This is a genomic window from Paenirhodobacter sp., assembly GCF_041916475.1.
Taxonomy (GTDB): Bacteria; Pseudomonadota; Alphaproteobacteria; order Rhodobacterales; family Rhodobacteraceae; genus Rhodobacter.
In genome coordinates, this window is the sequence record NZ_JAYRZN010000010.1 from 41,197 (window position 1) to 67,417 (window position 26,221).

A 26,221-nucleotide genomic window follows, 5' to 3' on the forward strand; every position below is an offset into this window, starting at 1 on the left:
CGGCCGCGCCGGATATAATCTACTTGTCTTGTCGTGATTATTGATGCCGCGGCCCGGCCCTGTTGGCCATTCCAAAGAAGAGCCTGTGCGGAGAAGGGCCTTCCGCCCGGGGCAGGGGCGGGAGACCGGTTTTCCGGGCGCGTATCGGCGGCTCAGCCGCCGATCTGGCCGATCTGCCAGACATAGACCGGCTCAGTCCCGTTCACGAGATGATCGCCGAGGATGCGCTCCTTGTAGATCAGCGGGTTGTGGCTGGCCGCGGTGCGGGCATTGCGCCAGTGCCGGTCCAGCGCGAGGCCGGTATCTGCCGCGGATGCGCCGAGGGCATTGAACAGGTCCGACGTGGCCCGCAGTGCCAGCTCCGCTGCCGCGACCTGCGCCGCCGCCGAAGCCAGCTCGGCTTCCACATTGGCGCTGTCATCGGCGGCCTTGTCGCCCGATTGCGCGCTCAGATAGGCACGCTCGGCCGCGCGCGCGGCCTCCAGCGTCGCGGCCCGCGCGGCGAAGGCAAAGGCGCGCGCCCGACCGACCACCTGCAGCACCTGCGGATCCTGGCGCACCACCGTGCCGGAGCCATGCGAATAGCCGCGGGTGCGCTTGCGCACCTGCGCGGTCACATCGCGCACCGCCGCCGCCGCCGCGCCCGAGAGGACCGCATCCAGCACCAGCTGGTAGAAGGCGGTCTGATACCGGAACCGGGTCTCAAAGGGCACAACCCCCGCCGCCTCGACGGCCGCGCCCTCGAATACAGTGGTGCCGGTGCCGGTCAGGCGCTGGCCGAAGCCCGCCCAGTCGTCGCGCCGCTCGATCCCGCCCTGATCCGCGCGCACGATCGCGATGACCGGGGCGCCCGTATCCGCGCGCACGGCATAGGTGTCGATCCAGTCGGCGAAGATCGTGCCGGTGGAGTAGTATTTCTCGCCGTCGATACGGAACGCCGCGCCATCGGGCGCGACCTTGGTGATCGTGTCGCCAATCTTCACCGCGCCGACCTCGGTCCAGGCATTGCCGGCGATCTCGCCCGCGCCGAAGCGCTTCAGCCAGAGCTCGCCTTCCGCGCGGGGCGCGACCAGCCGGTCCTCCACCAGCGCGAAATGGCCGCGCAGGGCCTGGGCGATGTTGGTATCGGCCTCGGCCAGATCGACGAGCAGGTCGAAGAACTGCACCAGCGAGGCGCCCGAGCCGCCATATTCCACCGGAACGCGCACCGCGGTGAAGCCTGCCTCCTTCAGCCAGCCGATCTCCTCGAAGGGCAGGGTGCGCTCGCGCTCGCGGCGCAGGGCGCCTTCGGCGATCCGGTCGAAAACCGGGCGGAACCGCGCCTTCAGCGTTTCGGTATCGGGCAGCTCGGTCCAGCGGTCGTGTACGGTCATGGCTCTCTCCTGATGCGCCCGCTCGCCGGGGCGCTGATATGCGCGAAGGGCCCCGCAGGGGGCATGGCCGAAGTCTATGCCCGCGGGCCCGGTCGGGGGGAGAGCGTGCCCTTCCGAATTGGGCCGCGGGTGGAGCAGGGGGATGTCGCGGTGACCGGTGCCGCGAGAAGGTTTTTCGCCGGGGCGATAAGGGGCGGTTCGAATCACGTCTGACTGAGTCGGGATTTGCCGGGCCTCGGGGAACGGAGGCGTTGCCAGAGCGCGGCCGCAGAGAAGAACCCGCTCCGCCGCGCACAAAGAAAGACAATCTCCGTTCCTTGCCGGCGCAGGCCGCTGCTGCGAGGCTACAGGGGCGGGGCACTGATCATAAAGTGCTTATTTTCATGACCTTGGCTTTTCGGTCGCCGCGCACGAGATCAACGAGAGGACAGGACATGGGTTCGCTGACCGAAACTGAAATCGACTATAGCCTGCATCCGCGGGTGAATTCCGACGATCCGGTCCCGCCGCGGCCGCGCCCGGCGCAGCCGCCGCATCTGCTGGTGGATGACGCCGATGCGGTGGCAGTGGCAACGGCGCTGGCGGCAGAGCTCGCGAAGGGCGCGGCGCTGCGCGACCGCGAGGGGTTGCTGCCGCTCGCGGAGCTGGACCAGTATTCGCAAAGCGGCCTGTGGTCGATCCTGGTGCCAAAGAGCCATGGCGGCCCGGGGCTGTCGCATGCGACCCTGGCGAAAGCGATTGCGCTCGTGGCCAGCGGTGACCCGGCGGTTGCGCAGATCGCGCAGAACGATATCGCCATCGTCGGGCTGATCGACATCGACGGCACCGAAGCCCAGAAGAAGCAGGTGTTCGGCTGGTCGCTCGCCGGGCTGCGCTTCGGCAATGCCTTCTCGGAATTCGGCGGCCGCTCTGTGGCGGATTTCCAGACCAAGGTCACCTTCGAGGGCGACGAGGCCGTGGTCAACGGCGAGAAGTTCTATACCACCGGGGCGCTGCTGTCGCATATCGTGCCGATCGTCTCGATTGGCGAAGATGGGGCCTATCTGGTCTTCGCGGACCGCGACACGCCCGGCCTGACCATCACCAACAACTGGTCGAGCTTCGGTCAGCGCACCACGGCCTCGGGCGCGGTGCGGCTGGAGAATGTCCGCGTGCCGCGCGACCGGGCGATCCGCCTGCGCGATCCGGCCGTGCAGCCTTCGATTCAGGGCCCGGTCTCGCAGATCATCCAGGCCGCGATCGATGCGGGCATCGCGCGCGCGGCCATCGACGAGACCATCCGTTTCCTGAAGACCCAGGCGCGGCCCTGGATCGACAGTGGCAAGGAAACCGCGGGCGAGGATGTCTATTCGATCCAGGCGATCGGGGATCTGACGATCAAGCTGCATGCCGCCGAGGCGCTGCTGGAGATCGCCGGCCGCGCCATCGATCGCGGCTATCTGGATGAGTCGCTCGACACCATCACCGAAGCCACGATCCGCACGGCCGAGGCCAAGGTGCTCACGACGCAGGTCGCGATCGAGGCCACCAACAAGCTCTTCGAGCTTGGCGGGACCCGCTCCACGCTTGCGGCCCACGGGCTCGATCGGCACTGGCGCAATGCCCGGGTGCATACGCTGCACGACCCGGTGCGGTGGAAGTTCTACCACGTCGGCAACTGGTATCTGAACGGCGAACACCCGCCCCGGCATCCCTGGAGCTGAGGCGGACCGGAGGAGGAAACGGTTGCGGCGCCCTCCCCGGCCGCATGTTTTCTCCTCCGGAACGGGCTGTCTTTGGAATGGCCCCCGCCCGGGCGCGGGGCCAGTCTGGGAGGGAAGAATAAGGAGCATCGCGATGAGCCAATCGCCGGACATCTTCTGGTTCCTGCCCACCTCGGGCGATACGCGCTATCTGGGCAAATCGGATTTCGGGCGCCCCCCGACCAATGCCTATATGCGCGAGATCGCCGTGACGGCGGAGCGGCTGGGCTATGACGGGCTGCTGATCCCGACCGGATCCAGCTGCCAGGACCCCTGGGTGACGGCCGCCAGCCTGATTTCGGAAACCAGCCGGATCAAGCTTCTGGTGGCGCTGCGCACCTCGATCATGGGGCCGACGGCCTCGGCGCGGCAGGCGGCGACGCTGGATCAGGCGCTCGGCGGGCGGCTGCTGCTCAACGTGGTTCCGGGCGGCGATGCGGCGGAGCTGGCCGCCGACGGCGTATTCCTCGATCATGATGCGCGCTACGAGGCAGCGGATGAGTTCCTCACCGTCTGGCGGCAGATCCTGTCCAGCGATGCGCCCTACAGCTACGCCGGCAAGCATCTTCGGGTGGAAAACGCGCGCAATTTCTATCCGCCGGTGCAGCGGCCCTATCCACCGCTTTATTTCGGCGGGTCGTCTCCTGCGGCGCATGATCTCGCGGCGAAGCATGTCGATGCCTATCTGACCTGGGGCGAGCCGCCCGCGGCCGTGGCGCAGAAGATCGCCGATGTGCGCGCCCGCGCGGCACGGCAGGGGCGCACGGTGCGCTTCGGGGTGCGGCTGCATGTGATCGCGCGCGAGACCGAGGCCGAGGCCTGGGCCGAAGCCGACCGGCTGATTTCGCGGCTGACCGATGAGGATATCGCCGCGGCGCAGGCGAATTACGCGAAGATGGATTCCGTCGGGCAGGCGCGGATGGCGGCCCTGCATGGCGGGCAGCGGGAGCGGCTTGTCGTCGGGCCGAACCTCTGGGCGGGGGTCGGCCTCGTGCGCGGCGGGGCCGGGACGGCGCTGGTCGGCGCGCCCGAGCAGATCGCCGAGCGGCTGCGCGAATATCAGGAGCTGGGCGTCGATACCTTCGTGCTCTCGGGCTATCCGCATCTGGAGGAATCGATTCGCTTCGCGGAGCTGGTGTTCCCGCTCCTGGGCAAGGCCGCGGTGACGCAGCGCGGCAACCAGACCGGCGGCGCCTTCGATATCCGCGTCACCCGGCAGGCAGCGGCCAGCTGAGATGGATCTCTCCGCTTTGGGGCGCGGGCGGAGAGGTTTATACTGTCTGGGGCCGGGTCTTTGGAATGGAGAAGGCCTGACAGCCGAAATAATCTAGCGCCAAGATCGTGATTTATCGGAGGCATCCATGCCCGCACTGTCCCCTGCGCTGTCTATCGTCGGCCTCGCCGGCAACATCACCAGCCCGTCGAAGACCCGCGCCCTTGTCGCCACGGCGCTGGATCTGGCGTCGCAAAGGCTCGATGCCCGCACCGAGCTGTTCGAGATCGCCGATTTCGGCGAAGACCTGGGCCGCGCCCGGCGCCTGTCGGACCTCTCCGAACCCGCCCGGGCGCGGGTGGAGGCTCTGCTCGCGGCCGATGCGCTGGTGGTCGCGACCCCGATCTACAAGGGCTCCTATCCGGGGCTGTTCAAGCATCTGATCGACCTGCTGGACCCGGCCGCCTTCCTGCGCAAGCCGGTGCTGATCGCGGCGACCGGCGGCGGCGAGAGGCATGCCCTGGCGGTGGAGCATCAGCTGCGCCCGCTGTTCGCTTTCTTCGAGGCGCGGGTCCTGTCCACGGCCGTACATGTGTCGGACAAGGATTTCACCGATGGCCGTCTGACCGGCGCCGCCGCGCTGGAGCGGCTGGGCCGTGCCGTGGAGGAATTCGAGCTGATCTTCCCGGCGGCGCGCGCGCTGCAGCATGCCGCGGAGTAAGCAGGCCATGCCCGGCGAAGCACAACCCACGGTGGTCATCATCGGCGGCGGGTTTTCCGGCGCCGCTGTCGCCTGGCATCTGGCGCGCCGGACCAAGGCGCATGCGCTGCGCATCATCGTCGTGGAGACACGCGCGGAGCTGGGGCGGGGCCTCGCCTATGGCACGCCGGACCCGGATCACCGGCTGAACGTGCCCGAGCACAAGATGTCGCTCGATACCGCCGATCCGCTGCATTTCCGCCGCTGGCTCAGCTCCTTCGATGCGCCGTTCCTGCCGGCTGGTTCGGCCACGCTCGCGGGCGAGGTCTTTGCGCCGCGCGGGGTCTTCGGCCTCTACGTTGCCCGGCAGCTCCAGCCCTGGCTCGACAGTGGCCGGATCGTGCATCTGCGCAGCCGCGCCAACGCGGCGGAGCGTGCGGGCGCGGGCTACCGGATCACGCTGGAGGACGGGCGCAGCCTGCAGGCGGATCATCTGGTGCTGGCGGTCTCGCATCCGGCGCCGGGTGTTCCCGGAGCGCTGCGCGGGCTTGTGGGCGATCCGCGGCTGATCCCGGATGCCTATGCCGAGGGAGCGCTGGCGGGCATTGGCGCCGGGGAGCGGGTTTTGCTGATCGGCTCCGGGCTGACCGGGGCCGATGTGGTCGCGACGCTGCACCGGCAGGGGCATGCCGCCGCCGTGCACATGCTGTCGCGCCATGGCCGCCGCTCGCAGCCGCACGGGCCGCGGCAGGCCGAGACCACCGCCGATTTCAGCCGCGATCCGGCGCGCACCGCGCGCGGGCTGCTGCGCCGGGTGCGGGCAGAGCTTGCGCGCGATGCGCAGGCGGGGCTGACCTGGCACGCGGTGTTCGACCGGCTGCGCGCGCAGGGGCCGCAGATCTGGGCGGCCTTGCCGCAGCCCGAGCGCAAGCGCCTCGTGCGCCATCTGCGCGGCCTGTGGGACATTCACCGCTTCCGGATCGCGCCGCAAACGCATGCGCTGCTGAACCGGCAGATCGCCGGGCGTCACGTTCACCCCGTCGCGGGCCGGATCGTCGGGCTGCGCCCGCATCCGCTCGGGGTCGCGGTGACGGTCGCGCTGCGCGATGGTGGGCAGCAGGAGATCGATACCGATCGGATCGTTCTCGCCACCGGCCCGGCCCATGAGCGCGCGATTTCGGGAAATCCGGTGCTGGCGGCGCTTTCGGTGGCAGGGGAACTGGCGCCCGATCCGCTGGGCCTTGGCCTCCATGCGACGCCGGAGGCTGCGGCCATCGGGGCGGACGGGCTGGCGCGGGAGCGGCTGCTGATTGCCGGCCCTCTGGCGCGCGGCGCCGTGGGCGAGCTGATGGGCCTGCCCGAGGTGACGGCCTGGGCCGAGGCGATTGCGCGCAGGCTTTCTGCCACTGTCGCCGGCCAGGACGAAGCCGCCGCCTGACACAGAGCGAAGACATGCGCAGGGGCGGCCGGAGAAAGCCCGGCCGCCCCGTGTCTTTGCGCCCGCCGAAACGGTGGGGCCTTTTCCTGCCCCCGAGAACATTTTTCCCGAACCCCGCGGCAAAAAAGAAATGTAATCACGACAAGCATGGTAGTCTTTTTGCGTGGAGCCCGCGGGCTCCCACCGCCATCGCGCGGTTCGGCAGACACGGATGGTCCCGCGCGCCGGGATCGGAACGCCTCACGCAGGACAGGAGATGCGCATGACGAGCCTCAACCCGGCAGAATTCTCTCCGCCTCAGGCACTGGAGCCTTTCTGTAGCCATGTGCTGGTGATCGGCGGGGGCGCCAGCGGCGCGCTGATGGCGCTGCACCTGCTGAAGGCGGATCCCTCGATCCGCGTCAGCGTGATCGAGAAGCGCGAGATCCTTGGCTGCGGCATTGCCTATGCCACGTCGGACCCGGGCCATCTGCTGAACACGCGCGTGCACAACATGAGCGCCTTCAACGAAGAGCCCGATCATTTCCAGAAATGGCTGCAGGCCACCGGCCGCGCGCCGGGCGCCACGCCCGACAGTTTCGTGGGCCGGCGGGTCTACGGGCGCTACCTCACCGATCTGATCGAGACCGAAGACGAACAAAGCGGCCGAATGCGCTGCGTGCGCGGCGAATGCCTGCGCTTGGAGGAAATAGGCGGTGCCGTCATCGCGCATCTGGACGACGGCAGCTGCATCCGCGGCGACCGCGCCATTCTGGCCACCGGCCATGCCGTCCCGGCACAGATGCCCGAGGGGCTCGCCGATGCCTGGGACTTCACGCTGCCCGAGGACCCGGCGGCCGAGGTCGTGATCATCGGCACCGGGCTGTCGATGGTCGATCATGTGATTTCGCTGCTGCGCAATGGCCATCGCGGCCCGATCACCTGCAGCTCGCGGCGGGGCTTGCTGCCTCAGGTCCATGCCGATGGGCATGCGCAGCCGGTCAGCCGCGGCGAGGTGCCGCTTGGTGCCTCGGCAGGGGCGGCGATGCGCTGGCTGCGCGGGCTGGCGCGGCAGGCGGAGCAGGCGGGGGGCAGCTGGCGTGATGCGGTGGATGGGATCCGCCCGCATGTCAGCGCGATCTGGCGCGCCTGGCCGGAGGCCGAGCGGCGCCGCTTCCTGCGCCATGCCGCCAGCTTCTGGGAGGTGCACCGCCATCGCCTGCCGCCGGAATCGGGCCGCTGGCTGGCCGATGCCCGCGCGCGGGGGCAGCTGCGCGTTCTGCGCGGGCGCTTCCAGGGCGCCGAAGCCGCGCCCGGCCATACCTGCATTCGCATCGGCACGGCCGGGGGGCCGGTGACCCTGCGCGCGGCGCGGGCGATTGATTGCCGCGGGATCCGCCGCGATCCGGAGCGTGACAGCGCGCCGGTGGTGCGTGATCTGCTTGCGCGGGGGGCCTGCCGGCTGGATGCGCTGCGGCTCGGGATCGATACCGACCTTCAGTGCCGGGTGCTGATGCGCGATGGGCGGGCCTCGCGCCGGATCCTGGCGATTGGCCCCTGCGCGCGCGGGGCGAGCTGGGAAATCACCGCGATCCCGGACATTCGGGTGCAATGCGCGCAGCTCGCGGCACAAATCGCCACTGAGTCTGCCGCCCCGGCGCGCGGCTGAGCGCCGGAGCTCTTCCGGCGCGGATGTGCCCGAAATTTGGGGCGTTCAATACGGTGCATTTTCGGCCCGGCGTGAAACGGGGCATTCGTCCTCCCTGCGGTCGGGGGAAGAATGATCTCCTCCGATCCGGGGGGATTTGCGCGGGATGGCAATGAATGTGTGGTAATGCGATGATTTCAAAAAGGAATAATTGTCTTCGATGAGGCCCTTCGGGCCGCATCCCCGGTGCCGGCGCCTCGGTTGACGGCCCGCCCACAAGGAATACCAAGAACCGGAAACGTGCCGCAGGACGGCAGACATTCGCCAGATATTCGGAGGACCCCATGTCCGCACTGACCCGCCGCCAGTTTGCCCTGACCTCTCTCGCTCTGGCCGGAATGGCCGGGGTGCCGCTCGGCGCGGCCCCGGTCAAGACCCTCAAGATCGGCTATCAGAAGACCGGCCTGCCGGTCATCGCGCAGCAGCAAAAGACCATCGAGACCGCGGTGCAGCCTTTGGGCGTGGCGGCGGAATGGGTCGAGTTCTCCGCCGGTCCGCCGCTGGTGGAGGCGCTGAACGTGGGGGCCATTCACCTCGGCTGGACTGGCGACGCCCCGCCGATCTTCGGGCAGGCCTCGGGGGCCGCGATTTCCTATGTGGCGGCGTTTCCGTCCAATGGCCGCGGTGAAGCGATCTTCACGAAGCCCGAAAGCGGGATCAAGACTGTGGCGGATCTGAAGCGCCGCAAGGTCGCCGTGGGCAAGGGGACCAGCGCCAATAACCTCGTCGTCGCGGCGCTGGAGGCGAACGGGCTGCAGTTTTCGGATATCGAGCCGGTCTATCTTTCCCCGGCCGATGCCGGTGCGGCCTTCGCGGCTGACAAGGTCGATGCCTGGGCGGTGTGGGACCCGTTCTTCGCGGTGGCCGAGGTTCGGTTCAAGCCGGTGGTTCTGGTGCGCACCGCGGATGTGCTCAAGGTGCACAGCTATTTCCTCGCGAACCGCGATTTCACCGCGGACAATGCCGAGGTGATCGACAAGACCCTGGGCGCGCTGAAGGAAGCCGCCGCCTGGGCCGCCGCGAACCGCGACAAGGTCGCCCAGGCGCTGCATGAGGTGACGGGTGTGCCGCTGGCCGCGCAGAAGATCGCGGCCGAGCGCCAGGATTTCGGCCTGTTCCCGCTCAGCGATGCGATCATCGCCAGCCAGCAGCAGACGGCGGATCGCTTCTTCCGCCTTGGCCTGATCCCGAAGCAGATCACGGTGGCCGATGCCGTCTGGTCCGGCGGCCGGGCCTGAGGAGGGCGCCATGTCTGTCACCAGCGAAGAAACCGGCCTGCGCGCGCGGCGGCTGCGGCTGCCGTCGCTGCGCGGCGCCATCGGCTGGGTCCTGCCGTTGCTGCTTGTGCTGCTGTGGGAGGCGATGTCGCGCAGTGGCGCGATTTCCGAAAACGTGCTGCCGGCGCCCTCGGCGGTGCTCGCGGCCTTCCGCGACAGCCTCGCTTCGGGCGAGCTTCTGGCCAATATCGCCATCAGCACGCAGCGCGCGCTGATCGGCTTCATCATCGGCGGCGCGATCGGCTTCGGGCTCGGGCTTGCGAACGGGCTCTGGTCGCTCTCGCGCGATATCACCGACACCACGCTGCAGATGGTGCGCAACATTCCGCATCTCGCGCTGATCCCGCTGGTGATCCTGTGGTTCGGCATCGACGAGGGCGCGAAGATCTTCCTGGTGGCGCTCGGCGTGTTCTTCCCGATCTATGTGAACACGCTGCTGGGCGTGCAGGGCATCGATCCGCAGCTGGTGGAAATGGGCCGCATCTATGGCATGAAGCCCTGGGCGCTGTTCACGAAGGTGATCCTGCCCGGTGCCCTGCCGGCCATTTTCGCCGGGCTGCGCTATGCGCTCGGCATCATGTGGCTCACGCTGATCGTCGCCGAAACCATCGCCGCGAATTCGGGTCTGGGCTATATGGCGATGCAGGCGCGCGAATTCATGATGCTGGATGTCGTGGTGCTGTCGATCCTGATCTATGCGGTGCTGGGCAAGCTCGCCGACAGTTTCGCCCGCATGCTGGAGCGGCTGGCGCTGCAATGGCATCCGGCCTTTCAGAAGAGGAGCGACGCATGACCGCCGCGCTGACGTTTCGCGCCGTGAGCCGCAGCTTCGGGCAGAAGCATGTGCTGCGCGGCATCAACCTCGACATCCCCGAAGGCCAGTTCGTGGCCATCATCGGCAAGAGCGGCTGCGGCAAATCCACGCTGCTGCGGCTGCTCGCCGGGCTCGATCAGCCCGATGGCGGCCGGATCGAGCGTGCGGCGGCCGTGCAGGGGGCGGGGGGCACCCGGATCATGTTCCAGGAGCCGCGTCTGCTGCCCTGGGCGCGGGTGGCGGAAAACGTGGCCGTCGGCCTCACCGGGATCGCGGTCGGGCCGGAGGCCGAATGCCGCGCCACCGCCTATCTGGAGGAGGTCGGCCTCGCCGACCGGGGCGGCGAATGGCCCTCGGTGCTCTCGGGCGGGCAGCGCCAGCGGGTCGCGCTCGCGCGGGCGCTGGTCGGGGCGCCTGCGGTCCTGGCGCTGGATGAGCCTCTGGGCGCGCTCGATGCCCTGACCCGGATCGAGATGCAGCGGCTCCTGGAGCGGATCTGGAGCGAGAAGGGCTTCACCGCGGTGCTGGTGACCCATGACGTCGCCGAGGCGGTGATCCTCGCGGACCGGGTCGTGCTGCTGGAAGAGGGTCAGGTCGCACTCGATCTGGCCATCGACCTGCCGCGCCCGCGCCATCACGGCTCTGCGGGCGTGGCCGCCTATGAAAAAGAGATCCTCGACCGGTTGCTCGGGCGCGACGCCGCCTGAAATCCGCTCGGACAGCAAGGAACCAGACCCATGACCAAGACCCCGCTCGATTTCCTGTGGTTCATTCCCTCCTCCGGGGATGGCGCCTATCTTGGCACCGATACGCTCAGCCGCCCCGGCGATCCGGCCTATTTCCGCGAAATCGCCCGCGCGGCGGACCGGCTGGGCTATTCCGGCGTGCTGATCCCGACCAGCATCGCCTGCGAGGAATCGTTCATTCTGGCCGCGGACCTTGCCGCCCATACCGAGCGGCTGAAATTCCTGGTGGCGGTGCGGCCGGGCACGGCCTCGCCCGCCTATTACGCGCGGCTGGCGTCCACGCTCGATCGCCTCTCCGGGGGGCGGCTGCTGCTGAATATCGTGGTGGGCGGCTCCGCGCAGGAGCTGGCGGGCGACGGGATCTTCCTCGGCCATGACGAGCGCTACGACCATGCGCAGGAATTCTTCCAGGTGTTCAACAGCCTGATGGAAACCGGCCATGCGAATCTCGATGGCAAATACATCAGGGCGCTGGATGCAAAGCTCGGGCTGCCGCCGGTGCAGGAGCCGCGCCCGCCGCTGTATTTCGGCGGCTCCTCCGATGCCGGGATCGAATTCGCCGCCGGGATCACCGAAAAATACCTGACCTGGGGCGAGCCCCCGGCGCAGGTGGCGGAGAAGGTCGCCCATGTGCGCAGGATCGCAGCCGCGCGCGGGCATGAGGTCAGCTTCGGGATCCGGCTGCATTTCATCGTGCGCGAAACCGATGAGGAGGCCTGGGCCGCGGCCGACAAGCTGATTTCGCATCTGTCGGACGAGACCATCGCCGCGGCGCAGGCCGCGCAGGTCGGGCAATCGGATTCGGTCGGCCAGGCCCGGATGACCGCGCTGCATCAGGGCCGGCGCGACCGGCTGGAGGTCTCGCCGAACCTGTGGGCGGGCGTCGGGCTGGTGCGCTCGGGGGCGGGCACGGCGCTCGTCGGTTCGCCGCAGACGGTGGCGGCGCGGCTGCGCGAATATCAGGAGATCGGGATCGATACGGTGATCGCCTCGGGTTATCCGCATCTGGAGGAGGCCTACCGCGTGGCCGAGCTGCTGTTCCCGGAGCTCGGGATCGCGGCCCCGGCGGCGCCGGTGCGCGCCTCCTTCGGGCAGAAGCAGGTCTTCGGCGGGGGCGGCCATGGCGGCAATGTCGCCGCGCTGAAGGCGGGCCGGCGCTGAGATGCGAAGGCCCGGGCGGGCGCCCGGGCCTTTCGGTCGTCATTGTGCGCTCAGAGCACCGCGCCGATCTTCCACGGCACGAATTCGTTGTCGCCGTAGCCGAATTCCTCGGATTTGGTCTTCCGCCCGGAGGCGGTATCGAGCAGCAGGTCGTAGATCCGTTGGCCCATTTCCTCGAGGCTCACGCCCTCCTCGACCACCACGCCGCAGTCGATGTCCATGTCTTCGGGCATTTGCCGGAACAGGGCGCTGTTGGAGGCGAGCTTGATCGAGGGAGCGGGCTTCGCGCCGAAGCACGAGCCGCGCCCCGTGGTGAAGGCGATGAGATTGGCCCCGGCAGCGACCTGGCCCGTGGCCGCCACCGGGTCGTATCCCGGGCTGTCCATATAGACGAAGCCCGGGATCCGAATTTGTTCGGCATAGGCGAAGGCGCCGGCAAGCGGCGACAGCCCGCCCTTCGCGACCGCGCCCAGGCTCTTTTCCAGGATCGTGGTCAGGCCGCCCTTCTTGTTGCCGGGTGAGGGGTTGTTGTCGAGGCTGGCGCCGTTCTTCGCGGTATAGTCGCGCCACCAGTCGATCATGGCGCGGATTTTTGCCCCCGTGGCCGCATCGCCCCGCGCGATCAGCAGATGCTCAGCGCCGTAGATTTCGGGCGTTTCCGACAGGATCGAGGTGCCGCCTGCGGCCACCAGCATATCAGAGGCGACGCCAAGCGCCGGGTTCGCGGTGATGCCCGAAAACCCGTCCGATCCGCCGCATTGCATGCCCAACACCAGCTTCGACACCGGCTGTGCGCTGCGGCTGTCGGCATTGGCGGCGGCACAGATCGGCTCCAGCAGCTCCATCGCGCGGCGCACAGCCGAAGCCGAGCCGCCCACGTCCTGGATATTGAAGATGCCGATGCGTTCCTCGGTCCAGTCGCTGCGCTGATAGAGCGTGAGCTGGTTCACCTCGCAGCCGAGCCCGACGATCAGCACGCCCCCGAAATTCGGATGGTCGCGGTAGCCCTTCAGCACGCGCACCAGCGCGTCGAAGCCTTCACCCTGGTTGGCCATGCCGCAGCCCTGATCGTGCACGATCGGGGCAAAGCCGTCGATATTGGGGAAGTGCTGCAGCAGCAGCCGGTTCGCCGTCTCGGCGATGGAATTGCAGACGGTGGAGGAGCAGTTCACCGAGGCGAGGATGCCGATGTAGTTGCGCGTGCCCACGCGCCCGTCCGGCCGGGCGAAGCCCTGGAAGGTGGTGCGCGCGGGCGCCGCATGGAGCACGCCGGGGGCGCTGGCCTGATCGGAATGGCTGTCCGACATGGCGGCATTGTGGCTGTGCACATGGGCGCCGGGGGCGATGTCTTCGGTCGCGACCGCCATCACCTGGCCGTATTTGACGACCGCCGTACCCTTCGCCATCGCGGTGATCGCGAATTTGTGCCCCTGCGGGATATCCGCAAGCAGGGTGACGCCAAGCGCCGCCTCGCCCGATTTCAGCGCGCGCAGCGCCACGCCGACGGTATCGGCCGGGCTCAGATGCATGAAGGCGGGGCGGGAGGCGGTCATGCGCGGGCTCTCTCTAGGATTGCATGCAGGAGGGGCGTGGCCGGGGCATCCGGCCCGAGCCAGCCGAGGAAAGCGCCGATCCGGCGTTCGGCCTTCTGCGGGTGGTTCTGCGCGATATCGGCGATGCGATGATCGAGGAACGGATTGCGGAAGCGGTCAAGCGTGGTGGCGAGATAGGCCTCTGCCTCGGCACCGCGGCCCATATGGGCAAAGCCGGGCAGCACTTCGGCCGCATAGAGCGCAAGCAGCGCCGCGCCCTCCGGCCCGGCCATCAGCTCGCGCACAAGCGCGTCTTCCTGCGCGCCGGAGGCCTTCCAGAAATCCACCAGCGCCGTATGGCCGAGGTTCAGGATATGCAGCTTCATCCGCTCGATCTCCTCGAGGTCGGGCACGATCTGCACGCGGGGATGGGCGCAGGGCGCCGCCACCCCCGGCGCCGCCTCGATCGCCCAGAGCGCATAGGGCTCGGCCACCGCGCCCGCAGGCTCCAGCGGCTCGGAGACAATCCGGTCCACCAGGCTGTTGGCAAAGGGCAGGGCGCCAATCCACGCCAGCAGCGCAGGATCCGCGCCATTGCCCGCGCCGATCTCCAGCACGCGCGCCTTCAGCACCTTGCCGTTCTCGGGCACCAGCTCCAGCGGCATCACGGTGAGCCCGCGCCCACCCGCCGCATGGCGCGCGGCCAGCAGATGGAACAGCTTCGCGGGGAAGCTCATCTCCTGCACCGGCGCGGGCCCCACATCGGCCGGGCGCGGCTGGTAGCCGGCGTCGCCAGTGTTGGAGATGACGACCTCCGCCTCCTCCACGAACACGCGGGTGAGCTCGGCCCAGTCCGTCGCGGTGGAAAGCGTGCGCCGCACCGCGTTCACGCGCAGCGTGGTCTCCACCGGCGCGCCGTTCTCCAGCCCGCGCACGATCACCGGATAGCCCTGCGCCAGCGCCGCGAGACGCCCAGCCCGGGCCGGATCGCCCGAGCTTTGCACCACGCTCACCGTGCGCGGCGGGCAGGCCTCGGAGAAGAACAGATCGGCATGCGCCTGCAGGAAGCGCGAGGTGCCGAACTGCACGATGGGGGTGGGCTCAGACACGGATGATCGCCTTGATCAGCGTGCCGCGGTCTTCGGCCCAGAGGGGCAGATTGGCCACGGCGTCCTCGAAGCTGGTCTCATGGGTGGCCAGCGCATCCACCGGCACCCGGCCGTTGCGCATCTGCGCCATCACATGGTCGAAATCGGCCTTCAGCGCATTGCGGCTGGCAAACAGCGTCGTCTCGCGTTTGTGGAATTCCGGGTCGGCGAAATTCAGGTCTCCCTTCACCACCGACAGCAGCACATAGGCGCCGCCATGGCCCAGATATTGCAGCCCCGCATTCATCGCATGGATGTTGCCGGTCGCGTCGAACACGGTGTCATAGACCTCGGGCGCTGCTTCGGAAACCAGCTCGAAGCGGGCTTCGGGCAGCACCTTGCGCGCCAGCTCCAGCCGCGAGGCGGAGGTGTCGCGCAGCGTCACCTCGGCGCCCTCGATCGCGGCAAAGAGCGCGGCGCCGATGCCGATCGGCCCGGCGCCCACGATCAGCGCGCTCGACCCCGAACTGACCCCGCCGCGGCGCACGCCATGGGCGCCGATCGCCAGGAATTCCACCATCGCGGCGGCTTTCTCGGAAAGGCCCGTCGCCGGATAGACATTCGCCTCCGGCACCACGATCTCCTCGCACATGCCGCCATCGGTATGCACGCCGAGCACGGCGATGTTCTCGCAGCAGTTCGGCTTGCCCTTGCGGCAGGCCCGGCAGGTGCCGCAGGTCAGGTAGGGGTTGATCACGACCAGATCGCCCGCCGCGATCCGCCCGTCGGCGGTGGCTTCGGTGGCATGGCCCGACAGTTCGTGCCCCATCACCCGCGGATAGGCCAGGAACGGCTGATGGCCGCCGTAGATGTGATAATCGGTGCCGCAGATCCCGATATGGCCGATTCTCACCCGCACATGCCCGGGCTTTGCCGCGGGGCGGGGGCGCTCGGAGAGCTCGAAGCGGCCGGGTTCGGCACAGACCAGGGATTTCATCAGGCTCATCGGTTCACTTTCACTCCGGCATGAGGGGGCAGGGCGCGAATCCGGCTTGCCCGTCGATATGTTTTTTATTTAAAAAGAACCAAGCGTCAAACGAATTTCGGCGGAGGCGGCGCAGAAGCCATGGCACGCGATCGCAAGCTGTTCAAATTGCAGGTGAACCGGCTGATCGACCGGCTTGCGGGCATGCGCCCCGGCGACGAGCTGGGTGCGGAGGGCGAGCTGGCGGCGGATCTGGACGCCAGCCGCACCACGGTGCGGGCGGTGCTCGCGCATCTGGTGGAGCAGGGCGTGATTTCGTGGGATGGGCGGCGCAAGGTGCTGCGCCGGAATCCGGGGCCGGGGGACCGGTTCGACGAGGAGGAAACGCGCTCGCGCCAGGAGCTGGTGGAAGGCCCGTTCCTGCAATGGGTGCTGCAGGGAGACGTGCCGCCCGGCACCACGATCAACGAGGCGGAGCTGGCGCGGCGGTTCGATGTGCCGGTGGCGACGCTGCGCGAATTCCTGATCCGGTTCGAGCCCTTCGGCCTGATCGAGAAGCGGCCGAACCGGCACTGGGTGCTGAAGGGCTTCACTCGTGATTTCGCCGAGGAAATGTTTGCGGTGCGCGAGATGTTCGAGCGCCGGGCGCTGGCCGGGCTTCTGGCGCTCTGCGGGCCGGAGGGGGCGCGGCGCGCTGAGCTGATCGCGCTGCGGGCCGAGCATGCGGCGCTCTGCGCGGGGCCGGAGGCGGCGCTGCTGGCGTTTCCGGCGCTGGATGCGCGGTTCCACCATCTGCTGTGCGAGGCGGCGCGCAACCGCTTCATCGCGGATTTCAGCCGGACGATCTCGATCATCGTGCATTTCCACTACCGCTGGAACAAGCGTGACGAGTTGCGCCGGAACCGCGATGCGGTGGCCGAGCATCTCGCTATCATCGACGCGGTTCTGGACGGGGATGCGGCGCGGGCGGCGCAGGCGCTCGATCATCACCTCGCCACGGCCTACACCACGCTGATGGCCTCGGTCCATTGGGCCGAGGGCTGATCCGGCGCGCAACAAAGTTTCAAAAGAATCGGATTGACAGGCGGCTCCGTTTTCTCGCATTCCTGTTACCCATGTTTGGTCCAACCATAGGACCAAAGCCGGTGGAGGGGAGGCCATGGCGGGACAGACAGCAGTCGAAGACCTTCGCGAAATGCTCCGCCAGGAGATCGTCGAGCGCATGCAAATCGGCGATCTCTTGCCCAACGAGCGCGAGCTGGCCGAACGTTTCGGCGTGGCGCGCAACACCGTGCGCGAGACGATGATCCACCTCGAGGCGCTTGGCCTGATCGAGAAGACCCGCCGTGGCGCCCGCGTCCGTCAGCCCGATTTCGACCCGATCTTTGCCGCCTTCGTGCAGCATTTCGACCATTCCGCCGCGACGCTGCGCAACGTGCTGGATTTCCGCCGCATGGTGGAGACCGGGGCGGCCCCCTTCGCCGCGGGCGGCGCGACGCCGGAGCTGCTGGCGCGGATGGCGGAGGCCAATGCGCGGATGGGGCGGGCGATGACCGCCTCCGAGGCCGCCGGGCACGACTATGATTTTCACATGGCGCTGGTCGAGGCCACCGCCAACACGGTGCTGATCCGGATGTACCGGGTGCTGTCGGTGCCGCTGAAATACTATCTGGAGGTCGGCAAGTCGCACCAGCCGGAGACGGCGCAGTCCATGGCCGAGCACGACCGCATCATCGCCTGCCTGCGCGCGGGCGATGCGGCGGCGCTGATGGCGGCACTGAACGCCCATTTCGATCATTCGGGGGCGGTATTCGCCGCCCTGTCCGAACGCAAAACCCCGGCCGCGCCGCCGGGCCCCTGACGCGCTTCAACGGGAGGAGACCCATGAACCTGAAATCCATCGCCCTCGCGACCCTGCTTTCTGCCGCAGCCTTCCTGCCCGCCGCGGCACAGGATGTGGTCGTCAAGGTCGCCTATGAGAACAACCCCGGCGAGCCGGCCGACCTGGTGATGCACCGCTGGGCCGATCTGGTGAAGGAGGCTTCGGGCGGCAAGGTGGCGCTCGAGCTCTATCCGTCCTCGCAGCTCGGCGCGAAGCTCGACGTGATCGAGCAGGGCCTGCTCGGCGTGAACGTGATCACCATCGCCGATGTGGGCTTCCTGACCGATTACGACCCGGACCTCGGCATCCTGTTCGGGCCCTACCTGACCGACAGCCCCGACCAGCTGTTCAAGATCTACGAGAGCGACTGGTTCAAGAAGAAGGAAGCGGCCCTGCGCGAGAAGGGCGTCCATATCGTCATCAAGAACTACCTTTACGGCACCCGCCAGCTGCTGGCGAAGAAGAAGGTGGAGAAGCCCGAGGACATGGCCGGGCTGAAGATCCGCGTGCCCAACAACATCATGCAGATCAAGGCGATCGAGCTGATGGGCGCGACGCCGACGCCGATGCCGCTGGGCGATGTGTATCCGGCGCTGACGCAGGGCGTGATCGACGGCGTAGAAAACCCGCTGCCGGTGCTCTACGGCCAGAAACTGCATGAGCAGGCCAAGGAGCTGTCGATGATCAGCTACCTGACCAACACCTCGCTGTGGCTGGGCGGCGAAGCCTTCTTCGCGACGCTGGACCCTTCGGTCGTCGAGATGCTGCACGAGACCGGCTACAAGGCGGGCCTCTACAGTCAGGAGCTGGCGGTGCAGGAAGAGGCGAAGATGCTCGACGCGATGAAGGCACAGGGCGTCACCGTGACCCAGCCCGACGTCGCGGCCTTCCGCGAGAAGACCAAGCCCTTCTACACCATGTTCCCGGACTGGACCCCGGGTCTCTACGACCAGATCCAGGCCGAACTGGCGAAATGATCCCGTCTCCGGCCGGCCCTTCCGGGGCTGGCCGGAGCTGAGCACAAAGCCCGGCACGGAGCCCCGCATGCGCCTCATCTCTTCCATCACCTCGGCCTTCGGGGCCATCGCCGTCCTCGTGCTGGTGCTGCTCACGGCCGTGGCCGTGGGCGCGCGCTATATCCTCGGCGCCCCCATCGCCTGGACGGAGGAAGTCTCCGGCCTGCTGATGATCTGGATCGTCATGATCGGGGCCATCGCCTGCGAGGCCAATCGCCAGCACCTGACCATCGACCTGCTGGAGCAGGCGCTGCCCGGCCGGGCCCGGCGGGCGCTGGTGATCGTGGTCACGCTGGCCTCCGTGGCGCTACTGGTCTTCATGGCCTGGCAGGCCTGGGCACTCGCGCAATCCACCGCCTTCAAGAAGACGCAGATCCTCGGTGTCTCCTGGTTCTGGCTGGATCTCGCGGTGGTGATCGGGGCCGCGGGCACGGCGCTCGTCAAGCTCATCCGCATGGTCCGGCCGGATACGACCGAGCCGGCCGAACCCACCTCCCACTGATCGCGCCCGGAGTTTCCCAGCATGACCTGGTTCATCGTCATCGCGCTGATGTTCGCGCTCTTCGCCCTGAACATGCGGATCTATCTCGCCATGTTCGCCGCGATCGTGGCCTATTTCGTGTTCTTTTCCAGCGTGCCGCTGCCGATCGCGGTGCAGCGGATCATCGCCCCCACGCAGAACCCCTCGCTGCTCGCGATCCCGTTCTTCGTGCTTCTGGGTACGTTGATGGGGGCCACGGGCATCGCGGGGCGGCTGCTGAAGCTTGCCGATCTGATGGTCGGGCGGCTGAGCGGCGGGCTTGGGCATACCAATGTGATGCTCTCGACGCTCCTTGGCGGGATTTCCGCCTCGAACCTCGCGGATGCGGCGATGATGTGCCGGATGCTGGTGCCGGAAATGCGCCGTCAGGGCTATTCGGCGGGGGCTGCGGCGGCGATCACCGCCTGCGGCTCGCTGATCACCCCGATCATCCCGCCCGGGATCGCGCTCATCATCTACGCGCTGGTGGCGGATGTCTCGATCGGGTCGATGTTCACCGCGGGGATCCTGCCGGGCCTTCTGTGCAGCGCACTGCTGCTGATCGCCGTCTATATGAACGCGCGCCGCCTCGGCCTGAAGCCCTCGCGCGACAGCTGGCCCACCGCACGCGAGACCGGCAGCACGCTCTTGGGCGCCTGGCCCGCGCTGTTCCTCGTGGTGGTGATCGTGGGCGGCATCCGCCTGTCGATCTTCACCCCGACCGAAGCCGGCGCCATCGCCACGCTGGTCACGCTGGCCGTGGGCTTCTTCCTCTACCGCGAAATGAAGCTGCGCGACGTGGTGCAGGCCTTCTCCGAAACCGCGCGGCAGACCTCGGCGGTGCTCCTCGTGATCATGACCTCCTCGGCCATCGCCTGGATCTTCTCGATCGAGCGCGCGGGGATCGCGATGGCGGACATGATCACCCACCTGACCACAAACCCCTGGCTGTTCCTGCTCGCGGTCAACCTGCTGCTGCTGATCCTGGGGATGTTCGTCGAGGGCACCGCGCTGATGATCATCCTGGTGCCGCTCCTGAAGCCGGTGGTACTGCAGCTCGGCATCGACCCGGTGCATTTCGGCATCGTCCTGATCCTGAACCTCTCGATCGGCACGCTCACACCGCCGGTGGGCACGGTCCTGCTGATGGTGTGCAACCTGACCCATACCAAGATCGTGGATTTCATCGTCGAAGGCTGGCCCTTCCTGCTCGCGCTGATGGTGGCGCTGGTGGCGGTCACGTTCCTGCCGTTCCTCTCTCTGGCGTTGATCTGACCGATGCGGCTGGTTTCCATCGGAGAATGCATGATCGAGCTGTCGCAGGCGGGCGAAGGCCTGCTGCGGCAGGGGTTCGCGGGCGATACGCTGAACACCGCCTGGTATGCGCGGGCGCTGCTGCCGGAGGGCTGGTCGGTCGATTACGCCACGGTGCTGGGCTGTGATCCCCTGTCAGAGCAGATGGCCGCCTTCATCGCGGATGCCGGGATCGGGACGGCGCGGATCGGGCGGCACCCGACGCGCGCTCCGGGGCTCTATATGATCAGCCTGCGCGCGGGCGAGCGCTCCTTCACCTATTGGCGCGACCGCTCCGCGGCGCGGACGCTGGCCGATGACCCGGCCTGGCTCCGGGCGGCGCTGGCGGGGGCGGATGTCGTCTATCTGACCGGGATCACCGTGGCGATCCTGGAGCCTGAGGGGCGCCGGCGCCTGCGTGCGGCGCTGGAAGAGGCGCGTGCGGGCGCGGCGCGGGTGGTGTTCGACCCGAACCTGCGGCCGCGGCTCTGGGCCGATGCGGCCACCATGTGCGCCGAGATCGAGGCCGCCGCGCGGCTGGCCGATATCGTCCTGCCCAGCCATGAGGACGAGGCCGCCCATTTCGGCGATGCCTCGCCCGAGGCGACGGCCCTGCGCTACCGCGCGCTCGGCGCGGCGGAGGTTCTGGTGAAGAACGGCGGCGGGGAGATGGTCGCCGTGGTGAATGGTGCGCCCCCGGTGGCGCTGCCCGCGCTGCCCCGCGCCGTGCCGGTGGATACGACCGGCGCGGGCGACAGCTTCAACGCGGGCTACCTTGCCGCCCGCTTCGCCGGGGCAGGCGTGGCGGCCGCCGCGGAGGCCGGCCACCGTATTGCGCTCCGGGTGATTGCGGTGCATGGCGCCCTCGTGCCGGGGCTGTCCGCCGGGGCCTGATCGCGGGGGACGGCTTGCGCCCCCGGCGCCTGCCATCCGGCTCCCGGGCCATCGCTCGGGCGCCATCGCCCGCGCGGGCGAGCTGCTGCGCCGCGTCCGCTCTGCGGCGTACTCTCTTAATACTCGCATCGACTACGCCGGGATGGCCCGTGGCGCCACAGGGGCAGCCGCTGGCCCCCTGCGCGCCGCCCGCTGCTTCGGGGCGCAGAACCGCCAGCCCACGCTCCATTGCCGCCTCAGGCAGCGTCATACAGGCCCGCCCGCCCCTCCGCGCGGCAGGTTTTCGCAGCCGGACGAATCTTCTTGGGCAACGGGGCGGTTGGTGGCCATATTGGACGGGTTGAATGGTGTCCACGAAAGGGGGAACCGCATGAGCTTCGTCAAGACGCTGGCCACGCTGGCCGTCGGGTTCGCAGCCGCACGCGGCGTGCAGAAGTATCGGGAGTTGGGCGGCATGGAGGGCGTGAAAGGCGCCATGCGCGGTGCCGGGCAGCCGGGCGGTGTCGCCGATCAGATGGGCGATTTCGCGGAAAAGCTCGGTGTCCCCGGCGGTAAGGACGCCGTGCGCGACATGTTCACGAAATTCGGCAGCCAGGCCGCGGCGGCGACGGATGCCACCGAGGCGGGCTGGACGAACCTGGTGGGCGCGATGACCGCCGCCGCCACGACCGGCGCCAAGGGCCTGGGCGACATGTTGGAGGCGGTGACGGCGGGCACGCCCGTCAACACCATGATGGAGGAACAGGCGCGGCTGATGATCCGCGCGATGATCCAGGCGGCCAAGGCCGATGGCGAGATCGATGCCGATGAGCGGGCGAAGATCATGGACCATCTGGGCGATTCGAGCGACGAAGAGCTGGCTTTCGTCACCGCGGAGCTCGATGCGCCGGTGGATATCGCAGCGCTTGCGGCCGCGGCCGGAGACAGTGCCAAGGCGCAGATCTACTCCGCGGCGCTGATGGCGATCACCGTCGATTCGGAGCCGGAAAAGGCCTATCTGCGGCAGCTGTCGGCGGCGCTCGGGCTGGATGCGGCGAAGGTTGCGGAAATCCATGCTGCCATGGCCAAACCGCTGCCCTGAGGGCAAAGAATTTTGCGCTTCGCCCGGTTTCCCGGTTGACTCCGGGCGGGGTGCCGGTAAAAGGCGGCTTCAAGATTTTCGCGGGGGCCGGGGCTCCCGGTTCCAGGAGACTGTAAAATGGCGAAGCCGACGACGATCAAGATCCGTCTGAACTCGACGGCGGGCACCGGGCACTTCTATGTGACCAAGAAGAATGCCCGCACCATGACCGAAAAGATGACCGTGAACAAATACGATCCGGTCGTGCGCAAGCATGTCGAATACAAGGAAGGCAAGATCAAATAAGATCGCGCCATACGCAAGGATCTGGGGCCGCGCAGCTGCGCGGCCTTTTGCTTTTGCGGCGATAGTCCGGGCGGCTCAGGCCCCTTCGAATGCGCACAGCACCTGCACCTGCAGGCCGAGCGTTTGCAGCAGCCGCCGCCCGCCCAGCTCCGGCAGATCGACCACGAAGGAGCAGCCGACGATCTGGCCGCCGAGCCGCTCCACCAGCTGCGCGCCCGCCTGGCAGGTGCCGCCCGTGGCCAGGAGGTCATCGACGATCAGCACCCGCTCGCCGGGTTGGATCGCATCGTCATGGATCTCCATCACCGCCTCGCCATATTCGAGCTTGTAAGCCTGAGAGAGCGTCGCGCCCGGCAGCTTGCCCTGCTTGCGGATCGGCACGAAGCCTTTCGACAGCTGATGCGCGATCGCCCCACCCAGGATGAAGCCGCGCGCCTCCAGCCCCACCACCTTGTCGATCGGTGCGCCCGCCCAGGGGTGCAGCATCTCGTCCACCGCCATGCGGAAGCCGCGGGCATCGGCGAAAAGCGTGGTCACGTCGCGGAACAGGATGCCCGCATGCGGGAAATCGGGGATGGTGCGGATATAATCCTTCACGGTCTTCATCGGTCAGCCTTTCAGGGAGCGGGCGAGAACGGGCCCCAGCCGCGCGATCATCTCCGGGTCGCGCTTCGCAGGCGCGGTCATGATCGCGCCATCGAGCGCATGGCCGCAGGCGCAGGGCGCCTCACGCATCAGCCGGGGCAGGGCGGCAATCACGGCACGGGCGCGCGCGGCATTGGCCTGCGCCGTCGCCACGACCTGCGCCACATCCACCGCATCATGATCGGGGTGCCAGCAGTCGTAATCGGTGATCATCGCGATGCAGGCGTAGCACAGCTCCGCCTCGCGCGCGAGCTTCGCTTCCGGCATGCCGGTCATGCCGATCACATCGGCGCCCCAGCTGCGGTAGAGGCGGCTTTCGGCCAGGGTGGAGAACTGCGGCCCCTCCATCGCCACATAGGTGCCCCCGAGGCGCGCCCCGGTGGCCTCGGCGCAGATGGCCGAGAGCCGGGGGCAGACCGGTTGCGCAAAGGGCACATGGCCGACGAGGCCGGGGCCGAAGAACGTCTTCTCGCGGGCGAAGGTGCGGTCGATATACTGATCCACCACCAGAAAATCGCCGGGCGCGTAGTCTTCCTTCAGCGAGCCCACCGCCGATACCGCGACCACATCGGTGACGCCCAGAGACTTCAGCGCCCAGATATTCGCGCGGTAGGGCACGCTTGTGGGGGTATAGACATGGCCCCGCCCATGGCGCGGCACGAAGGCCATCCGCATGCCCTCCAGCACGCCGGTGAGGATCTGGTCGGAGGGGGCGCCGAAGGGGGTCTCCAGCGCGCTCCAGCGCGCCTCTTCGAGCCCGGCGATCTCATAGAGACCCGAGCCGCCGATCACCCCGATCATCCGTTCCATGCCGCCCTCCGCTGACCTGTGGCGAGGAAATCAGCCCCCCGGCGGGCGGTCAAGCTCGAAGGTCTCGCGCACCGCGGCATAATCCTTGTAGCCGAGCCGGGTCAGCCGGTCGGGGGGCAGGTAGCGTCCGTCCTGCAGGCAGTCCGGGCGGATATGGACCCCGGTCACCTCGCCCAGCACCAGCACATTGGAGTGCCCGAGCAGCGGCACGATCTGGGTCACGCGGCATTCCAGCGCGGCGGGGGCGGCCGCCACGCGCGGGCAGTCGATCGTCTCGCAGGCGGCCTTTTCCAGTCCGGCGGCGAGGAATTCGTCCACGCCCGCGTCCAGGGGGGCGGAGCTCGTGTTCATCGCGTCGATCAGCGCCTCGGTGACCATGTTCACGCAGAACACGCCGCTCTCGCGGATCTGCGCCACTGTGTCCTTGGTGTTGTCGCGGTCGGGCTTGGCGGTGGTGGAGGCGAACATCACCTGCGGCGGCACATAGGCCACGGCATTGAAAAACGAGTAGGGCGCCAGATTGTCGCCCAGGCTGCCCCGTGTGGAGATCCAGCCGATCGGGCGCGGGGCCACGATGGCGTTGAACGGATTGTGCGGCAGGCCGTGGCCCTCGGATGGTTTGTAGAACATCGCCCGTCCCTTTGATTTGAACCTGACATTTACGCGTGTTAGGCGCGTTGCGCGAGGGATTCGAGGGCACCGGATGTATCAGCTGGAAGAAGAGACCGAGGCCGACTGGTGGGAAGTGGAGGCGCTCTATGACCTCTGCTTCGCGCCGGGGCGCACGGCGCTGTCTTCCTACCGGCTGCGCGACGGCGTGGAGAAGGTGCATCCGCTGTGCCTGACGCTGCGCGAAGACGGGGTGCTCGCTGCGGTGATCCGCTACTGGCCGGTGCAGGTCGGCGGGCGGCGGGTGCTGCTGCTCGGGCCGGTTGCGGTGCACCCGACGCGGCAGGGCGAGGGGCTGGGCGGGCTGCTGATGTACGAAAGCCTCGCCGAAGCGCGCCGCCTCGGCTGGGAGCGGGTGCTGCTGGTCGGCGATCAGCCCTATTATCAGCGCTTCGGCTTCTGGAAGATCGACGGCGTGATCATGCCGCCGCCCACGAACCCGGACCGCGTGCTCGCGCTCGAGCTGCTGCCCGGCGCCTGGGACGGCGTGCGCGGCCCGGTGGAGAAAGCGCAGCAGAAATCCGCCTGAAGGCTGGCGTTTTTGGCGCGCGGGCCCATATTTGGCCCATGCGCGCCCGAGCGCGCTGATGCGCCCGAATGGAGGTCCCGATGCCGCAAGAGGTTCTGCTGCCCGTCACCAATACCGCCGTGCTGGGCGAGCTCGATGCCTTGGCCAGGCGTTATCGCGGCGCGGCGGGGCCGGTCATGCAGGTGCTGGGCTTCATCGGCGGCTCGGCGGAGAACCTGCTCGCAAAGCTGCCGGTGCCGGTGCGCCAGGGGCTGGAGGGGGCGACCTTCACCGCGCTGAGCACGGCGCTCGGGGCCGCGACGCGCTCGCGGCAGGTGCTGGGCGACCGGCCCGACTGGGTGAACCGGGCGCTGACCACGGCGATGGGCGCGGTCGGAGGCTTCGGCGGCCTCGCGGGCTCGCTCGCGGAGCTGCCCTTCACCGTGACCATGCTCCTGCGCGCGATCCAGGGCATCGCGGCCGAGCACGGGTTCGACCCGGAGGACGAGGAGGTGCGGCTGGAGTGCTTGCGCGTCTTTGCCGTGGCCGGGCCTCTGGCGAAGGACGATGGCACGGATCTCGGCTTCTTCACCGCGCGGATGACCATCACCGGGCCGGGGCTGAACGGGCTGATCGCCAAGGTGGCGCCGAAGCTCGCGGCGGTGCTGGGCCAGAAGCTCGCGGCGCAGACGGCGCCGGTTCTGGGCGCGGTGGCAGGGGCGGCGGTGAACTTCGCCTTCACCAGCTACTATCAGGAGATCGCCCGCGTGCATTTCGGGCTGAAGCGGCTCGCGCGCAGCAGCGGCGAGGACGAGGGCGTGCTTCGCGAGGAACTGGTGGCGCGGCTGCGGAAATAGCCGCC

General features: G+C 68.4%; 26 protein-coding genes. 19 read left to right on the top strand and 7 right to left on the bottom strand.

Annotated features, from left to right (window positions below; genetic code table 11):
* Positions 1-152 precede the first annotated feature (152 nt).
* Positions 153-1,373, bottom strand: a complete 1,221-nt coding sequence (locus tag ACOMG5_RS05995; protein ID WP_420342887.1) for an acyl-CoA dehydrogenase family protein — start codon at positions 1,371-1,373, stop codon at positions 153-155.
* 434 nt (positions 1,374-1,807) lie between these two features.
* On the opposite strand from ACOMG5_RS05995, the gene ACOMG5_RS06000 reads away from it, so the two are divergent.
* From ACOMG5_RS06000 to ssuD (ACOMG5_RS06040), 9 genes are all read left to right on the top strand, one after another.
* Entirely contained in the window at positions 1,808-3,076 is a 1,269-nt protein-coding gene (locus ACOMG5_RS06000) for an SfnB family sulfur acquisition oxidoreductase (protein ID WP_420342888.1), read from the top strand.
* A gap of 133 nt (positions 3,077-3,209) precedes the next feature.
* Positions 3,210-4,349: an FMNH2-dependent alkanesulfonate monooxygenase gene (gene ssuD / locus ACOMG5_RS06005; RefSeq protein ID WP_420342889.1), complete on the top strand. Its 1,140-nt coding sequence runs from the start codon at positions 3,210-3,212 to the stop codon at positions 4,347-4,349.
* Positions 4,350-4,476: 127 nt separating this feature from the next.
* Positions 4,477-5,049, top strand: a complete 573-nt coding sequence (locus ACOMG5_RS06010) for an NAD(P)H-dependent oxidoreductase (RefSeq protein ID WP_420342890.1) — start codon at positions 4,477-4,479, stop codon at positions 5,047-5,049.
* A 7-nt stretch (positions 5,050-5,056) separates the two neighbouring features.
* A complete protein-coding gene (locus ACOMG5_RS06015; RefSeq protein ID WP_420342891.1) occupies positions 5,057-6,466 on the top strand; it encodes an FAD/NAD(P)-binding protein in 1,410 nt (469 codons plus the stop codon).
* Between the two features lie 262 nt (positions 6,467-6,728).
* Complete coding sequence (locus tag ACOMG5_RS06020) at positions 6,729-8,114, top strand: FAD/NAD(P)-binding protein (protein ID WP_420342892.1); 1,386 nt, start codon at positions 6,729-6,731, stop codon at positions 8,112-8,114.
* A gap of 323 nt (positions 8,115-8,437) precedes the next feature.
* Positions 8,438-9,391, top strand: coding sequence for an aliphatic sulfonate ABC transporter substrate-binding protein (locus tag ACOMG5_RS06025; RefSeq protein WP_420342893.1), 954 nt, complete (start codon positions 8,438-8,440; stop codon positions 9,389-9,391).
* 10 nt (positions 9,392-9,401) lie between these two features.
* Positions 9,402-10,223 carry an ABC transporter permease subunit gene (locus ACOMG5_RS06030; protein ID WP_420342894.1) on the top strand — a complete coding sequence of 274 codons (822 nt, stop codon included), beginning with the start codon at positions 9,402-9,404 and terminating at the stop codon, positions 10,221-10,223.
* Positions 10,220-10,951 (top strand): ATP-binding cassette domain-containing protein, encoded by a 732-nt coding sequence (locus ACOMG5_RS06035; protein WP_420342895.1) that lies wholly within the window; start codon positions 10,220-10,222, stop codon positions 10,949-10,951. The genes ACOMG5_RS06030 and ACOMG5_RS06035 overlap by 4 nt, the downstream gene beginning before the upstream one ends.
* 30 nt (positions 10,952-10,981) lie before the next feature.
* Positions 10,982-12,151 carry an FMNH2-dependent alkanesulfonate monooxygenase gene (gene ssuD / locus ACOMG5_RS06040; protein WP_420342896.1) on the top strand — a complete coding sequence of 390 codons (1,170 nt, stop codon included), beginning with the start codon at positions 10,982-10,984 and terminating at the stop codon, positions 12,149-12,151.
* Between the two features lie 50 nt (positions 12,152-12,201).
* On the opposite strand, the gene ACOMG5_RS06045 is transcribed toward ssuD (ACOMG5_RS06040), so the two are convergent.
* From ACOMG5_RS06045 to ACOMG5_RS06055, 3 genes are read right to left on the bottom strand one after another with little or no spacing between them, the layout of a single operon-like run.
* Positions 12,202-13,704: a UxaA family hydrolase gene (locus tag ACOMG5_RS06045; protein WP_420342897.1), complete on the bottom strand. Its 1,503-nt coding sequence runs from the start codon at positions 13,702-13,704 to the stop codon at positions 12,202-12,204.
* Positions 13,701-14,792: a mannitol dehydrogenase family protein gene (locus ACOMG5_RS06050; RefSeq protein WP_420342898.1), complete on the bottom strand. Its 1,092-nt coding sequence runs from the start codon at positions 14,790-14,792 to the stop codon at positions 13,701-13,703. Before ACOMG5_RS06050 ends, ACOMG5_RS06045 begins: the two co-directional genes overlap by 4 nt.
* Positions 14,785-15,777, bottom strand: coding sequence for a zinc-binding alcohol dehydrogenase family protein (locus tag ACOMG5_RS06055; RefSeq protein WP_420342899.1), 993 nt, complete (start codon positions 15,775-15,777; stop codon positions 14,785-14,787). The genes ACOMG5_RS06050 and ACOMG5_RS06055 overlap by 8 nt, the downstream gene beginning before the upstream one ends.
* Before the next feature lie 120 nt (positions 15,778-15,897).
* Between ACOMG5_RS06055 and ACOMG5_RS06060 the strand changes: the two genes are divergently transcribed.
* From ACOMG5_RS06060 to rpmG, 8 genes are all read left to right on the top strand, one after another.
* Positions 15,898-16,800 (top strand): FCD domain-containing protein, encoded by a 903-nt coding sequence (locus ACOMG5_RS06060; protein ID WP_420342900.1) that lies wholly within the window; start codon positions 15,898-15,900, stop codon positions 16,798-16,800.
* A gap of 115 nt (positions 16,801-16,915) precedes the next feature.
* Entirely contained in the window at positions 16,916-17,617 is a 702-nt protein-coding gene (locus ACOMG5_RS06065; RefSeq protein WP_420342901.1) for a FadR/GntR family transcriptional regulator, read from the top strand.
* Positions 17,618-17,640: 23 nt separating this feature from the next.
* Positions 17,641-18,615, top strand: coding sequence for a C4-dicarboxylate TRAP transporter substrate-binding protein (locus ACOMG5_RS06070; protein ID WP_420342902.1), 975 nt, complete (start codon positions 17,641-17,643; stop codon positions 18,613-18,615).
* Positions 18,616-18,682: 67 nt separating this feature from the next.
* Positions 18,683-19,156 carry a TRAP transporter small permease gene (locus ACOMG5_RS06075; protein ID WP_420342903.1) on the top strand — a complete coding sequence of 158 codons (474 nt, stop codon included), beginning with the start codon at positions 18,683-18,685 and terminating at the stop codon, positions 19,154-19,156.
* Positions 19,157-19,177: 21 nt separating this feature from the next.
* Complete coding sequence (locus ACOMG5_RS06080; protein ID WP_420342904.1) at positions 19,178-20,449, top strand: TRAP transporter large permease; 1,272 nt, start codon at positions 19,178-19,180, stop codon at positions 20,447-20,449.
* A 3-nt stretch (positions 20,450-20,452) separates the two neighbouring features.
* Positions 20,453-21,361 carry a sugar kinase gene (locus ACOMG5_RS06085; RefSeq protein ID WP_420342905.1) on the top strand — a complete coding sequence of 303 codons (909 nt, stop codon included), beginning with the start codon at positions 20,453-20,455 and terminating at the stop codon, positions 21,359-21,361.
* 370 nt (positions 21,362-21,731) lie between these two features.
* Entirely contained in the window at positions 21,732-22,442 is a 711-nt protein-coding gene (locus tag ACOMG5_RS06090; RefSeq protein ID WP_420342906.1) for a DUF533 domain-containing protein, read from the top strand.
* Positions 22,443-22,559: 117 nt separating this feature from the next.
* Entirely contained in the window at positions 22,560-22,727 is a 168-nt protein-coding gene (gene rpmG, locus ACOMG5_RS06095; protein ID WP_011750518.1) for a 50S ribosomal protein L33, read from the top strand.
* 75 nt (positions 22,728-22,802) lie between these two features.
* Here rpmG and ACOMG5_RS06100 read toward each other — a convergent pair whose 3' ends face one another.
* From ACOMG5_RS06100 to ACOMG5_RS06110, 3 genes are read right to left on the bottom strand one after another with little or no spacing between them, the layout of a single operon-like run.
* Positions 22,803-23,333, bottom strand: coding sequence for an adenine phosphoribosyltransferase (locus ACOMG5_RS06100; RefSeq protein ID WP_420342907.1), 531 nt, complete (start codon positions 23,331-23,333; stop codon positions 22,803-22,805).
* A 3-nt stretch (positions 23,334-23,336) separates the two neighbouring features.
* On the bottom strand, positions 23,337-24,182 hold the full coding sequence (mtnP, locus tag ACOMG5_RS06105) for an S-methyl-5'-thioadenosine phosphorylase (protein WP_420342908.1): 846 nt from the start codon (positions 24,180-24,182) through the stop codon (positions 23,337-23,339).
* Positions 24,183-24,212: 30 nt separating this feature from the next.
* Positions 24,213-24,812 carry a flavin reductase family protein gene (locus ACOMG5_RS06110; protein ID WP_420342909.1) on the bottom strand — a complete coding sequence of 200 codons (600 nt, stop codon included), beginning with the start codon at positions 24,810-24,812 and terminating at the stop codon, positions 24,213-24,215.
* A gap of 73 nt (positions 24,813-24,885) precedes the next feature.
* On the opposite strand from ACOMG5_RS06110, the gene ACOMG5_RS06115 reads away from it, so the two are divergent.
* A complete protein-coding gene (locus ACOMG5_RS06115; protein ID WP_420342910.1) occupies positions 24,886-25,380 on the top strand; it encodes a GNAT family N-acetyltransferase in 495 nt (164 codons plus the stop codon).
* Positions 25,381-25,460: 80 nt separating this feature from the next.
* Positions 25,461-26,216: an EcsC family protein gene (locus ACOMG5_RS06120; RefSeq protein ID WP_420342911.1), complete on the top strand. Its 756-nt coding sequence runs from the start codon at positions 25,461-25,463 to the stop codon at positions 26,214-26,216.
* Positions 26,217-26,221 lie beyond the last annotated feature (5 nt).

Excerpts from the sequence above, each read along its gene's own strand:
- mtnP (WP_420342908.1), bottom strand. The coding sequence starts at position 24,182 with ATGGAACGGATGATCGGGGTGATCGGCGGCTCGGGTCTCTATGAGATC.
- ACOMG5_RS06090 (WP_420342906.1), top strand. The coding sequence starts at position 21,732 with ATGAGCTTCGTCAAGACGCTGGCCACGCTGGCCGTCGGGTTCGCAGCC.
- ACOMG5_RS06015 (WP_420342891.1), top strand. The coding sequence starts at position 5,057 with ATGCCCGGCGAAGCACAACCCACGGTGGTCATCATCGGCGGCGGGTTT.
- ACOMG5_RS05995 (WP_420342887.1), bottom strand. The coding sequence starts at position 1,373 with ATGACCGTACACGACCGCTGGACCGAGCTGCCCGATACCGAAACGCTG.
- rpmG (WP_011750518.1), top strand. The coding sequence starts at position 22,560 with ATGGCGAAGCCGACGACGATCAAGATCCGTCTGAACTCGACGGCGGGC.
- ACOMG5_RS06020 (WP_420342892.1), top strand. The coding sequence starts at position 6,729 with ATGACGAGCCTCAACCCGGCAGAATTCTCTCCGCCTCAGGCACTGGAG.
- ssuD (WP_420342889.1), top strand. The coding sequence starts at position 3,210 with ATGAGCCAATCGCCGGACATCTTCTGGTTCCTGCCCACCTCGGGCGAT.
- ACOMG5_RS06060 (WP_420342900.1), top strand. The coding sequence starts at position 15,898 with ATGGCACGCGATCGCAAGCTGTTCAAATTGCAGGTGAACCGGCTGATC.
- ACOMG5_RS06035 (WP_420342895.1), top strand. The coding sequence starts at position 10,220 with ATGACCGCCGCGCTGACGTTTCGCGCCGTGAGCCGCAGCTTCGGGCAG.
- ACOMG5_RS06120 (WP_420342911.1), top strand. The coding sequence starts at position 25,461 with ATGCCGCAAGAGGTTCTGCTGCCCGTCACCAATACCGCCGTGCTGGGC.
- ACOMG5_RS06030 (WP_420342894.1), top strand. The coding sequence starts at position 9,402 with ATGTCTGTCACCAGCGAAGAAACCGGCCTGCGCGCGCGGCGGCTGCGG.
- ACOMG5_RS06100 (WP_420342907.1), bottom strand. The coding sequence starts at position 23,333 with ATGAAGACCGTGAAGGATTATATCCGCACCATCCCCGATTTCCCGCAT.
- ACOMG5_RS06080 (WP_420342904.1), top strand. The coding sequence starts at position 19,178 with ATGACCTGGTTCATCGTCATCGCGCTGATGTTCGCGCTCTTCGCCCTG.
- ACOMG5_RS06065 (WP_420342901.1), top strand. The coding sequence starts at position 16,916 with ATGGCGGGACAGACAGCAGTCGAAGACCTTCGCGAAATGCTCCGCCAG.
- ssuD (WP_420342896.1), top strand. The coding sequence starts at position 10,982 with ATGACCAAGACCCCGCTCGATTTCCTGTGGTTCATTCCCTCCTCCGGG.
- ACOMG5_RS06110 (WP_420342909.1), bottom strand. The coding sequence starts at position 24,812 with ATGTTCTACAAACCATCCGAGGGCCACGGCCTGCCGCACAATCCGTTC.
- ACOMG5_RS06045 (WP_420342897.1), bottom strand. The coding sequence starts at position 13,704 with ATGACCGCCTCCCGCCCCGCCTTCATGCATCTGAGCCCGGCCGATACC.
- ACOMG5_RS06055 (WP_420342899.1), bottom strand. The coding sequence starts at position 15,777 with ATGAGCCTGATGAAATCCCTGGTCTGTGCCGAACCCGGCCGCTTCGAG.
- ACOMG5_RS06025 (WP_420342893.1), top strand. The coding sequence starts at position 8,438 with ATGTCCGCACTGACCCGCCGCCAGTTTGCCCTGACCTCTCTCGCTCTG.
- ACOMG5_RS06075 (WP_420342903.1), top strand. The coding sequence starts at position 18,683 with ATGCGCCTCATCTCTTCCATCACCTCGGCCTTCGGGGCCATCGCCGTC.
- ACOMG5_RS06010 (WP_420342890.1), top strand. The coding sequence starts at position 4,477 with ATGCCCGCACTGTCCCCTGCGCTGTCTATCGTCGGCCTCGCCGGCAAC.
- ACOMG5_RS06085 (WP_420342905.1), top strand. The coding sequence starts at position 20,453 with ATGCGGCTGGTTTCCATCGGAGAATGCATGATCGAGCTGTCGCAGGCG.
- ACOMG5_RS06000 (WP_420342888.1), top strand. The coding sequence starts at position 1,808 with ATGGGTTCGCTGACCGAAACTGAAATCGACTATAGCCTGCATCCGCGG.
- ACOMG5_RS06115 (WP_420342910.1), top strand. The coding sequence starts at position 24,886 with ATGTATCAGCTGGAAGAAGAGACCGAGGCCGACTGGTGGGAAGTGGAG.
- ACOMG5_RS06070 (WP_420342902.1), top strand. The coding sequence starts at position 17,641 with ATGAACCTGAAATCCATCGCCCTCGCGACCCTGCTTTCTGCCGCAGCC.